Source organism: Achromobacter sp. 1014246743, from assembly GCF_059760725.1.
On the sequence record NZ_JCBANA010000018.1, the window covers coordinates 77,173 to 88,176 of the forward strand.

The 11,004-nt window shown below is 65.3% G+C and carries 10 protein-coding genes; 2 read left to right on the forward strand and 8 right to left on the reverse strand.

Going from position 1 to position 11,004, the window contains the following annotated elements:
• Window positions 1-13 precede the first annotated feature (13 nt).
• From AC6LJ2_RS10115 to AC6LJ2_RS10140, 6 genes are all read right to left on the reverse strand, one after another.
• Entirely contained in the window at window positions 14-763 is a 750-nt protein-coding gene (locus AC6LJ2_RS10115; RefSeq protein WP_498151296.1) for a DUF1120 domain-containing protein, read from the reverse strand.
• Window positions 764-810: 47 nt separating this feature from the next.
• Window positions 811-1,548: a DUF1120 domain-containing protein gene (locus tag AC6LJ2_RS10120; protein WP_498151297.1), complete on the reverse strand. Its 738-nt coding sequence runs from the start codon at window positions 1,546-1,548 to the stop codon at window positions 811-813.
• 172 nt (window positions 1,549-1,720) lie between these two features.
• On the reverse strand, window positions 1,721-2,800 hold the full coding sequence (locus AC6LJ2_RS10125) for an extracellular solute-binding protein (RefSeq protein WP_498151298.1): 1,080 nt from the start codon (window positions 2,798-2,800) through the stop codon (window positions 1,721-1,723).
• 42 nt (window positions 2,801-2,842) lie between these two features.
• Window positions 2,843-3,487, reverse strand: coding sequence for a response regulator (locus tag AC6LJ2_RS10130; protein ID WP_263910007.1), 645 nt, complete (start codon window positions 3,485-3,487; stop codon window positions 2,843-2,845).
• Window positions 3,488-3,553: 66 nt separating this feature from the next.
• Window positions 3,554-6,838 carry an ATP-binding protein gene (locus tag AC6LJ2_RS10135; RefSeq protein WP_498151299.1) on the reverse strand — a complete coding sequence of 1,095 codons (3,285 nt, stop codon included), beginning with the start codon at window positions 6,836-6,838 and terminating at the stop codon, window positions 3,554-3,556.
• Window positions 6,835-8,025 carry an EAL domain-containing response regulator gene (locus AC6LJ2_RS10140; protein ID WP_263910011.1) on the reverse strand — a complete coding sequence of 397 codons (1,191 nt, stop codon included), beginning with the start codon at window positions 8,023-8,025 and terminating at the stop codon, window positions 6,835-6,837. The genes AC6LJ2_RS10135 and AC6LJ2_RS10140 overlap by 4 nt, the downstream gene beginning before the upstream one ends.
• A 259-nt stretch (window positions 8,026-8,284) precedes the next feature.
• Between AC6LJ2_RS10140 and AC6LJ2_RS10145 the strand changes: the two genes are divergently transcribed.
• Window positions 8,285-8,782, forward strand: a complete 498-nt coding sequence (locus tag AC6LJ2_RS10145) for a hypothetical protein (RefSeq protein ID WP_263910013.1) — start codon at window positions 8,285-8,287, stop codon at window positions 8,780-8,782.
• 17 nt (window positions 8,783-8,799) lie between these two features.
• Here AC6LJ2_RS10145 and AC6LJ2_RS10150 read toward each other — a convergent pair whose 3' ends face one another.
• Window positions 8,800-9,675 (reverse strand): glycosyl transferase, encoded by an 876-nt coding sequence (locus tag AC6LJ2_RS10150; protein ID WP_263910015.1) that lies wholly within the window; start codon window positions 9,673-9,675, stop codon window positions 8,800-8,802.
• A gap of 150 nt (window positions 9,676-9,825) precedes the next feature.
• Window positions 9,826-10,566, reverse strand: a complete 741-nt coding sequence (locus AC6LJ2_RS10155) for a sulfite exporter TauE/SafE family protein (RefSeq protein ID WP_498151300.1) — start codon at window positions 10,564-10,566, stop codon at window positions 9,826-9,828.
• A gap of 175 nt (window positions 10,567-10,741) precedes the next feature.
• On the opposite strand from AC6LJ2_RS10155, the gene AC6LJ2_RS10160 reads away from it, so the two are divergent.
• On the forward strand, window positions 10,742-11,004 hold a 263-nt coding region (locus AC6LJ2_RS10160), incomplete at its 3' end, for a GntR family transcriptional regulator (protein ID WP_498151301.1).

The following is an 11,004-nucleotide window of genomic DNA, read 5'->3' on the forward strand; positions in this document are numbered from 1 at the left end:
ATGAGCGCGCCGATCAGAGATAGCTGAGGGTGATGGTGGTTTCGCCGCGGAACGACAGGTCGGTATTGAGCGTCAGCGCCGATTTCGGCTGGATGACGGCGCCGATCATGATGTCGCCATCGAACAGCGATGCGGATACCGGCACGGCGGGCGTGGCCGGGTCGGCGAAGCTCACGTAGGTGGTGCCGTCCGATTTCAACTGCGCCGCGTTGGCTGCGGTGTCGGCGGCAGTGGTCCACGCGGCCTTGTCGCTGCTGCTCACGACCACGGCCTTGGCGGCAGTACCGTTCGCCGCCGAGGTGGTGTAGCTGAAATTGCGAAACTGGAAGACATAGCGGCCGATACGGGAATTCGACGTCGCCACATCCACCAGGTCGTAGATGTAGCCCTTTTTCGCTTCGGCGCTGATGCCGGTGGCCTTGTGGTCGAGCGCGTCTTCCGAGGCGGTGGCCGCCTTGGCGGTCCCGGCCACGGAAAGTGCCACCGCGGCATCGCCCTGGCACTTGATGGACAAGCGCTGGACGATAGGCGCGAGCGGGGTTTCGGCCTTGTCTTTCAGCGACGCGGGATTGAGCTTCTTCATGTCGAAGGACAGCGCGTCAGCGACAGGCGTGCAGCTGCCCGGCGTGATGACGCCGCCGACTTTGACTTGCAGCGTCGAAGGGGCTGCCGCCTTGGTCGCTTGAGCGTGGGCGGTCGATACCGCCGCGGCGGCGCACGCCAGTGCGGCAAACAGGATCTTGCTGGAATGGGGGTGTTTCATGATTGCTCTCGAAGTATCGAAGCCTGTGCTGCGTGAGCAGACGCGGATCAGAGGTAGTTCAGCGTGATGGTCGCGCCGCCTTCGAATTTGAGGTCACCGGTCAGCTTCAGGTCTTTCTTGGCCAGGATGAGCGGCGAAATCATCAGGTCGCCTTCAAATACGCTGGCCAGGACAGGGACGGTGTTGGCCTTCGTGTCGGCGAACGAGAGATAGTTGCTGCCGTCCCGCTTCAGTTGCGCGGTGTTCCAGCCATTCAGGTTGTCGGCGTAGGCCCACGTGACCTTGTCGTCGCTCTTGATGACCGCTGCCTTGGTGGGGACGGAGCCCGTGCCGCCACCGGTGTACGTGAAGTTGCGGAACTGCATGGCATACACACCGACGCGGCTGTTGCTGTCCGTGGGATTCACCAGGTCATGCAGCGAGTTCTCTTCGGTGGACGTGCCCGCCGGATGGTTTTCCATGCTCGAGCCGTAGGCCTTGCCCGACGCCTTCGTCGAACCCGTCACGTTCAGCGCGATCGCGGTGTCGGCGGTGCAGGTGATCTTGACCTTCTGGGTGATGCCGCTGAGCGTCGTGACCTTGTCAGCGTTCAACGACTTGGGGTTGATGCTCTTCATGTCGAACGTCAGGTCGCCGGAGGCCGGCGTGCAGCTGCCCGGCGCGATCGTGCCGGTAACGGTGATCTTGAAGCTGGGGGCGGCGGCGGGGGCCGTCTGGGCCAGGGCACCCGTGCTGGCGGCGCAGGCCACGAGGGCGGCGAATAGCTTGCTGGTGTGGTGTTTCATGGTTGTCTGAAAGCCAATGAGAGAGCGTGTCGGATGTTTCGTGGCGCCGCGCCCGGGGTTCAAACCAGGCGCTTTCACCACGGAAGCAAAGGTAACAATCCAGCACGGCAGCGCACCATCAGACAATTCCGGTAATCGGCCGCCCAAAAACAGGGACCGGGACCTTCCCGGCTCAGGAGGCCGGCTTCATGACCCGGGACAACCAGCCCGCGCGCAATTTGGCGAGATGCTTGATGGTCACGGTGGCCCATTCCACCGGGATCAGCCGGGTGTTCGGCGACAGCAGCGGGATCCGTGCTCGCGCGGCTTCGCTGACCTTGGCCTTCTGATTCGATGGCGCGTAGTACATCGCTTCCGAAAAGGCCTGTTGCGCCTGGGGGCTGAGCGCATGGTTGATGAAGGCCTGCGCCACGTCGCCGTGGGGCCGGTCTGCAACGCGGGCAATCAGGATGGGAATGGCGATGGTGCCTTCCTGCGGCACGGTGGTGCCGTAGCCGCCCAGCATGTCCATCTGGCTCTGGCTACGCGAATTCCAGCCTTGGGCCAGCAACGCCTGCTTCTGGGACACCAACCAATACTGGCTGGGACGGGGTGTCCAGGTCATGACATTGGGCGCGAGTTTTTCCAGGTAGTCGATGGCGGCGTCGAAGTTGTCGGTGCCGTCGGACCCGCCGGCAAGCCGATTCGCCAGCATCGTCATGGCGATCATGCTGCCGTTCACTTCCTTGCTGGAGGGCATGGCCACCTTGCCGCGGTATTTGGGGTCCCACATCTCGCGCCAGCTTTTGGGCGGCTGCGCGAACGCCGATTTGGCATAGACGAGCGTCATGGAATCGTACATGGCGGGCAAGGCCCAGAAGCCCATTTCCCGGCCAAGCGGCCCCAGGTCGGCGGCATTCGGGACGAGCTTCGGGTCCATCGGCGCGAGCAGGTGTTCGTCCTGCGCCAGCCGCGCATTGGGCGGATCGATGATCACCACGTCAATCCGCGGCGCCATGCGTTGCGCGCGCAGCACCGCCAGGGCATTGCGCGAATCTCGTACGGCGTAGTAGTTCACCTGGACGTTGGGGTGGGCGGCTTCGAAAGGCCGGATGACGGTGCGTTGGTATTTTTCGTCGAACGCGTCGACCCCATAGGCCATCACCGTAAGCTGGACCGCGGTGGCGGCATGGACGGGCTTGGCGGCCATCGGCAGGGCGAGCAAGACAAGCGCCATGCCGATGGCCAGGGGACGGGTCTGACGGAGGTTCATGAGGGGCGGGGGGCACGTTGAAGGAGGATGTCGCACAAGGGGTCATTTGAAGACATCGTGGTTGACGCCGAACATGACCAGTTCGTGGTCCGTTTCCACGTCGAGCTTGCGCATCGCGGCAATCTTGTGGGTGCTGACCGTCTTCACGCTGCGATTCATGATGCGTGCGATCTCACCTACCGAGGTCCCCGACAGGAAATGGCGCAGCACCTCCAGTTCCTTGGGCGACAGGCGTGCAATTCGGGCCGCGGCGTCCTGCGATTCGCCCGGATAGGCCGCGGAAAACACCTGGGGAGAGCTGCGGTAGATCTGGTTCTTCTTCAGCGTGTCCAGCGCCGTCTGGATTTCGGCCAGGTCGCGGCTTTTGAACAGCACGCCGTTGACGCCTTCTTCGTACAGGCTGGCGACGATCACCGGGGAAGTGATCATGGTGTGGATCAGGATGCGGATGGCGGGAAAATTCCGGCGCAGGTACTGGACCAGCGCGAGTCCGTCGCCATAGCCATCGTCGGACGGCATGTTGTAGTCGGTAATGATGATGTCGGGAGCAAGTTCACGTGCCTTGCGGATAAGGTCGGCGGCGTTCGTGGCGTCGCCGACGATCTGATAACCCGCGACGCCTTCCAATGCGTTTCGCACGCCCAGTATCACGACCTGGTGATCGTCGGCCAGCAGGATTCTTGTCATGTTTTCCGTCCTTGTGTGATGCTCTTGGCGATTGGCCTGGGTTCTATCGGGGCTTGCACTGCCGGGCTATAGCTCCTTGAACCGTTCCGTCAGTTGTGCGAGCGTGCTCTTGACCGCGTTCTCAAGCATGGGCGTGATGCCCTCGTCGGAAATCTTCTGTTCCAGCACGCCGCAAAACCGGGCGATGTCTTCCGCGTTCACGACCACCAGCGATCCGCGCATGCGGTGCAGCGTCGCTACCGCCGCCGTGGCGTCGCGCGCCGCCAGTGCGGTTCGCATGGATGCCATGTCTTCGCGCATCGTCGTGTTGAACGCTGCCCGAAGGTGATCATCGTAGAACTCCTTGGGTTTGTTGGGTGGCGGCGCCGCGCCCGCGAATTTGGCGCTGATGATCCTGGCGCAGGCGGTGCTCAGGGCGTCATGCAAGGTGCGCAGGTCCACGGGCTTGACCACCCAGGCGTTCAGCCCGGCGGCAAAGCCCGCATCGCGCTGCGTTTGCAGCGCGTCGGCCGTCAGGCCGATGATGGGGGCATTGGTACTGCGCGCGCGCAGCGTGCGCACCAGTTCGTAGCCATCCATCAGGGGCATGTTCATGTCCGTGATCAACACGTCGAACTCGTCGCCATTCCAACGTGCCAGCGTCTCCAGGCCGTCACCGCACAGCGTGACTTCGCAGCCCAGCTCTTCCAGCTGCCTGACCAGCAGGGTGCGATTGACGGGATTGTCTTCGGCAACCAGTACGCGCAGCCCCAGCCGCCGCAGACCGGCATCAGGCCGGTATTCGTGGGTGGCAGGCGCCTCCGCCGGTTCGGCCTGGGCGGGCGCGGCGTCGGCCGACGCCGGGCGCCCATGCTGCGCCAGGGCAACGGCCTCGACAATGCTGTGCCGCAGGTGGCAGGTCACGTGGATTTCCGACAGGCTCCATTGTGGCGTGTCGGGGCCGTCCGGGATGCACGACACGCGTGGCCCGTTCCATTCGATGGGGGGCAGGCGCTCTGGCAACAGTTCCACCAGTATGCCCTCGCGCTTGGCCGGCAGGCCGCCGTGGATCACCCTGGCATTGGCGCCGGCCAGGGTGAGCCAGGCGCAGGTGTCCTGGGCCAGGTCCGTGACGGGCGCGCGTACCCATACGGCGGGCGACGCCGCGATCTCGCCGCTGCCCGCCCGGTGCGCCGCATCCACGGCGACGCGCAGGGGCAGCCTGAAGATGAACGTGCTGCCCCGACCGGGGCTGCTGTCCAGGGTGATGCTGCCTTGCATCAATTCGCACAGGCTGTGGCAGATGTACAGGCCCAGCCCGGTGCCCGGCAGGGCCTGTCCCGCGTTGCCGTGCGCCTGGTAGAACGGTTGGAACAGTAGCGGCTGCTGCTCGGCAGGAATGCCCAGCCCCGTATCGGCGATGCGCCATTCCAGCACCGCCTGGCCATCGGCTTCGCCCTTGAGTGTCAGGTCGACCCGGACCCAACCGGCTTCGGTGAACTTGATGGCGTTGCTGACGAGATTGTTCAGCACCTGTTTGATGCGCAAGGCGTCGCCGTGGGCATGCACGGGCACGTCGGTGGCGATGGTCGAGAAGAACTGCAGGCCCTTGGCGTCCGCGGTGGCCGCATAGGCCTGCAAGGTTTCCTCGGTGATCATGGCCGGATCCAGGCGCTGATCCTTGAGCGTGATCTGCCTGGACTCGATCTTGGACACGTCCAGGATGTCGTTGATGACATTGAGCAGCCCCGCGGACGAGGTCTGGATGGTGCGCAGATAGCCGCGTTGCAGATTGGTCAACGGCGTCAAGCTCAGCAGTTCCACTGTGCCCAGGGTGCCGTAGAGCGGGGTGCGTATCTCGTGGCTCATGGTCGCCAGGAACACGGTCTTGCCCGCGTTGGCATCGTCGGCAGCCCGTTTGGCCTGCGCCAGCGCGGCCTGGGCCCGCTTGTGGTCGCTGATGTCGCTGAAGGTGGCAAGGATGACGTCTTCACCCTGATAGGTGACTCGCGAGGCGCTGAAACTCAGGTGTCGCCCGCCCACCTCGATTTCGCCTGCGGTTGCGGGATGGTCCGGTGAAAAGGTGAGCTGCCGGACGATTTCGATGTCTCCCAGCCAATCGTCGGCCAGGTGGTTCTTGGCCACGATCTGCTGGTCGCTGACCCGCAGCGCACAGACGGCCACGCGGGCGGCCTGGATCACGGCGCGATTGAAGGACTCGCTTTCCACCACACGCTCGTGGGAGGCCTGGGCGGGACGGACGACCAGGTTGCGATGGCGCCGGTACAGCGCCATGCTGATGCCGGTGCACAGCAACAGCAGCACGCCGAACGACATCAATTGCCATTGGCCCGTCAGGAAGAACTGGGCGTAGGGCACCAGGTAGCTCGCGGCCCAGCCATCTTCGCACCAGGTGTCGATGCGGGCGCCGTCCAGGCCGAAGCGCACGCGGCTTTGCACGTCTTCCAGCGCCCCATGCTCCTGCTCGGGGGCCGATGGGGGGACGGTGCCGGGCGTCGTGCCCAGGTCCTGGAAATAGACGCGTCCGTAGGCGGGGTCGCCAGCGTAGACGTCGCGCATTTCGATGAAGGTCGCCACCACCAGGTCGCGCTTGACGGTGCCGGGCAGCCACAGGGCGTCCGGCAGGTCGATGGGGCTGTACACGATGTAGCCGATGCGATCCTCGCCGTTGCCAGGCAGATTGACGCGGATCCAGCGAGCCCCTTCGGGACTGGCCTGCGCCGTCTGGGTATAGATCAGCTCGCGCACGCGATTGGCTGACAGCGGGCAGCGCCACCACCGATGCGCGTCGTCTGTCACGGAATCCTCGGAGCAGGGCACCGAAATACTGACCTGGCTGTTCAGATCCAGCAGGAAAGCCTGCATCCCGGGTTGCTGCCAGGTGCTGCGGGAGGTGCCATACAGGCTGGCCAGGCCCGCAGCCACGACGTGCAGGCGACGACTGTAGTCGCTGCCGCCTGCGGCGTCGCTGCGATTGACCTTGATGATGTAGGGCATGGCCAGGTTGTCGCCCTGGCCCTCGTAGGTATTGGTGGTGGCGTCGCTGTCGATCAATTCGAACGAGGCAGGCGCGCCCTGCGGCAACGCCAGGCTGAGTCGGACCGCGTCGTTGCGAGTGGTGCGGGCCAGGAAGGACTCCTGGCCGTGCAGGTTGTAGGCCAGTTGCTGGAAGTGTGAACGGGCGCCGTGGCTCGCCAGGGTGATCAGGCTGTTCACGACCCAATAGCACAGCACCAGCATCACGATGGCCAGGATCAACGTCACGATGAACAGCACCTGCACCCGTAGCGAGGCCTTGGCCAGGTCGCCAATCGACGCGATGCGCGTGTGCCGTGGCGTGGTGCGGATCATCTGGGCAGGCTTGGGTTGCGCTTGAGGAACCCCAGCAACAGCTCAGGGGTGAGGGCCCGGGAAATCAGGAAGCCCTGCGCCGTATCGCATTGCATTTTCTTCAGCAGCGCAAGCTGTTCCCACGTTTCGACGCCTTCCGCGACGACGTTCAGCGCCAGTCGGCGGCCAAGCGAGACGATGCTCTCGACCGCGGCCTGGGCGCCGTCGTCGGCGACGCAGCGGCTGATCAGGGAGCGATCGATCTTCAGTTCGGTGAAGGGCGTGGAAACCAGGTTGAAAACCGAGCTGTAGCCCTGGCCAGAATCGTCCTGGGCCAGGCCAAAACCCTTCATGCGCAGGCGGCAGGCGCCCGCGTAATAATCGCTTATCTCGTCCGTGGTCGTACCCTCGGTCAGTTCAAAGCAAATATCCTGCGGATTGCCGCCCAGGCGCATGACGTGGTCATACAGGCGGTCGGGCAGGTCCGCGTCTTGCAGCAGGTGTGTCGGCAGATTGACGGACACGTCGATGCGGAATTCATGCCGTTGCCAGGCATGTTGCGCCGCGATTGTCTGCGCGAGCATCGACAATAGCAGTTCGTCTTCCAGCTCGTCCAGTATCAGGGCGGGCAGGAACTGGCCGGGCAGCAACACGCTGCCGTCAGGTCGAACCCAGCGCACCAGCGCCTCGGTGGCGTTGATCGCCCCGTCGGCGATGCGCATCTTGGGTTGGAACCAGGCCCGGATTTCCCCCGAGCTCAATGCATGTTGCAGTGCGGAACGGTCAAAGACCTGCCCCGATACCAGCGACTCCGCCTTCAATCTTGAAGCGGCCTTGAGTTTGGCCACCAGCGCGATGATGGCTTGCGGCTGGGCGGGTTTGGACAACTGATCGATCACCCGCATGCCCAGCGTCTTGGCCACGAGACTCGCCCCGGCTATCAGGCGCCGGGGCGAGGAGCTGATCACGGCCAGCAAGGGCGGCGTCTCGTAGGTGGACAGGCGTTGGATCAGTTGCACGCCATCCAGTTCGGGCATGATCAGGTCGCTCAGCACGAGGTCGTAAGGCTGCTGTTCCAGCAACCGCAGGGCGTGACAGCCGTTCTCGGCGGTGTCCACGTGGGCGATGCCCGCCTGCAGGAACAGGCTTTTCAGGTATTCACGTTGCAATAGCTGGTCGTCGACGATCAAGACGCGATAGGACAGCATGAGGGGGTCTCCAGGGCTCGCCGTTTCCCGCAATGGTCGAAGTGGGCCCGGCAGGAACGGGGCGCGCACGCCGGCGGTCAGCGAGGCGCCATTAGAGCGATGCGCACGGGTCGCTGACCATCAGACATTTCCGAATATGCAGTCCGGCATGTCGGAAAGCCGGGCACCGGCGCGAGCGTGTGGTTTTCGGATTTGTCTGATGCGCCAGCGGCCGATGGATTTCTAGAATGCACGGCTTTATCCCCTGCGACCCTGCGCCGTGCCCAATTTTTCTTTTCTGCACCAACTGCATCTGCATGCCCAGTACATCGACCGGGCGCCCACGCTGGCCGCCAGTCTGCGGGAGGCGGTGCCGTCAATCCGTTTCTATACGGACACCCAGGCCAGCCTGTACGCGCGGGCCGGGGGCGCCGGCAGGCACTACCTGCTGGTAGAGGGGCGGTCGCCGTGGCTGCTCCGATTCTTCTCGTTGCCGCATTGCCCGCAGATTTCGGGCGTGGTGGCCGTGGTCACGGACAAGGCCTCATCGGGGGAACGGGCCCGGCTGTTGCTGGCGGGGGTGGATATTTGCCTGCCGGGATCGGCGCAGCCGCGGGAAATCGTGGCGGCGTTGTCGGTGCTGTCCCGGATGGAGGGCAGAATCCGGGGGGCTGACGCCGTGCACCGGGATGGGGCAGCCACCGAACCTGGGGGGGCCGCTGATGCCAGCCAGGCGGGTCCGCCCGTGGCGCCGCAGGGCGCAGGCCTTGCGGATTAGCCGTTGCCTGCCAACCGTCAGCCGCGCGCCGCACCCGACCAGAGTCGCTGCCACCAGGAGCGGCGCTCGGGCCGTGGCCGGTTGCCGGTGTAGTCTTTTTGCGAGGCCTTGACCACGTCGCCGAACGGCGCCGCGTTGCGATAGGCCTCCAGCGTGTAGCCGGCGTCGATGGCTTCGCGGTAGTAGCGATCGAACAGTGCTGTCAGCTCGTGGCGGGCATGCGGCACGACCTCGCCGTCGAACCAGTGATGGCGGCCTTCGGCGCGCAGGCGCGGCAGCGCGTAGCGGTGCGAGAACTGCGTGCCCATGTCGGAGTAGTGCAGGATGCGGATGTCGTCCGCGGCCAGGCCGTCGCCGTCGATGCTGTTGTAGCGGGCGTCCAGGTGCTGCACCAGATGGGGCCGGTCGGCGAAGTAGTGCTTCATTTCGCGGTTGGCGTGGCGCTTGGCGCGCAGCGCTTCCAGGGACGGCAGATGGGCGCGCGCGCGTTCGCAGTCCCACAAGGCCACGCACGAGCGCCAGCCGTTGCCGTCACCATCGCGGCGGCCGGCGACGATGGCTTGTCCTTGCAGGGGCAGGTCCCAGAGTTCGGCCAGGTCGCATAGCACCAGCATGTCGGCATCCATGTACAAGGCGCGGCCCTGGAAGCCCGCGGCGGCGGGCACCGCCCAGCGAAAGGCGGAAAAAGGCGTCGACCATTTTTCGGTGCGCCAGCCGCGACCACGCGCGGGGTCGCAATACCAGGGGCTGGCGGGGTCGCGCGACAGGCGCATCCAGGTGATGTCGACCGGGCGGGAGGTATGTTTGCGGGCGCTGTATTCCAGCACCATCATCTGTTCCAGGTCGCAATCGTTGGGGTCGCAGCCGACGAAAATCCTGATGGCGTTGTGCATGTTGTCTCGTCATCCCTGGCAATGTCGCCGGTCCTCGATGCCGGCGAACCTGAATTATTGCTGAATTGTAGGGGAATCAGTGCCCATCCACGTAAAGAAGTGTCTGGTTTTTGCGTAATTCTGTCCGAGTATCTCGTGGTCGCAGGACGTTCACCGCACGCGGATCATCATGTGGGCGCCGGCCGCCAGCAGCGTCAGCAGCACGATCCGGTTGAAGACGACGACATTGATGCGGTGGTAGAACCGCCGCCCCAGCCACGACCCGACGATCGTGCCTGGCAGGGCTTGCCAGGCCAGCGAGACGACCTCGGCGGTGACGATGCCCGACACGGCTTGCCAGGCCAGCGCCACGGCCAGGATCGACAGGTTGAACGACTGGAACACCGCGCGCCGCTCGTCCTTGGTCCAGCCTTGCAGGCCCGCCCACAAGGTGGGCAGGGGGCCGGACAGGCCTGCAATGCCGCCCAGCAGGCCGCCGCCCAGTCCCACCAGGCCGTCGGCCACAAGGGAGATCCGCGGATGCGTGCGCGGCAGGTGGACCTGGCCGTTCAGCAGCAGCAGGGCGCACAGCGTCACCAGGATCACGCCCAGCCCGCCCTCGAACAGCCGCGGCGACACGTAGGGCAGCGCCGCGACGCCGACCGGCACCCCCATCAGACCGCCGGCGATGAACGGCGCCGACCGGCGCAGGTCGATGGCATGCCAGATCGACGGCAGCGTCTGCAACTGCGAGGTCACCGAACAGATGATGACCAGCGGCGAAGCCAGGGCCGGGGGCAGGGCCAGCAGCCAGATCGGCAGTGCCGTCAGGCCGGTGCCAAAGCCGGTCAGGCCGGACACCAGGCCGCCGGCCAGGGCGCCGCCGGTAATGAGCAGGGTAGAGGTCAGCACGCGGAATCAATTTGGCAGGCGGGTCGGGGTCCTCGTTGTAGCGCCGAACCTTGGCGCGCGAGCCGTCCGCTTTGCCGATGTCCGGCCTACCAGTGACGGTCCATCGACACGGCGTTGCCCCTAAAATTCCTGCTGACCCGCTGCGCGATGCGCGCGTTTTTTTGCATCCTTGCCCATGACTTCCCAACCCGTGACCTGGCTGGTGCTTGACCGGCCCCAGGGCGATCTCGAAGGCCAGTTGTGCCGCGCCATCCGCGAACGGGTGCGTGCCGGCCGGCTGGGCGCGGGCGAGCCCTTGCCCTCGACCCGAACGCTGGCCCTGGCGCTCGGCGTCGCCCGGTCCACCGTGGTGCAGGCCTACGAACGCCTGCGCGCCGAAGGCTATGTCGAGACCGTGCGCGGGTCGGGCACGCGGGTGTCGACGGCGCGGCCCCGGCC

What these genes read in the sequence shown, in the direction of transcription:
- AC6LJ2_RS10120 (WP_498151297.1), bottom strand. Translation starts at nt 1,548, where the DNA reads ATGAAACACCACACCAGCAAGCTATTCGCCGCCCTCGTGGCCTGCGCC.
- AC6LJ2_RS10140 (WP_263910011.1), bottom strand. Translation starts at nt 8,025, where the DNA reads ATGCTGTCCTATCGCGTCTTGATCGTCGACGACCAGCTATTGCAACGT.
- AC6LJ2_RS10150 (WP_263910015.1), bottom strand. Translation starts at nt 9,675, where the DNA reads ATGCACAACGCCATCAGGATTTTCGTCGGCTGCGACCCCAACGATTGC.
- AC6LJ2_RS10115 (WP_498151296.1), bottom strand. Translation starts at nt 763, where the DNA reads ATGAAACACCCCCATTCCAGCAAGATCCTGTTTGCCGCACTGGCGTGC.
- AC6LJ2_RS10130 (WP_263910007.1), bottom strand. Translation starts at nt 3,487, where the DNA reads ATGACAAGAATCCTGCTGGCCGACGATCACCAGGTCGTGATACTGGGC.
- AC6LJ2_RS10135 (WP_498151299.1), bottom strand. Translation starts at nt 6,838, where the DNA reads ATGATCCGCACCACGCCACGGCACACGCGCATCGCGTCGATTGGCGAC.
- AC6LJ2_RS10125 (WP_498151298.1), bottom strand. Translation starts at nt 2,800, where the DNA reads ATGAACCTCCGTCAGACCCGTCCCCTGGCCATCGGCATGGCGCTTGTC.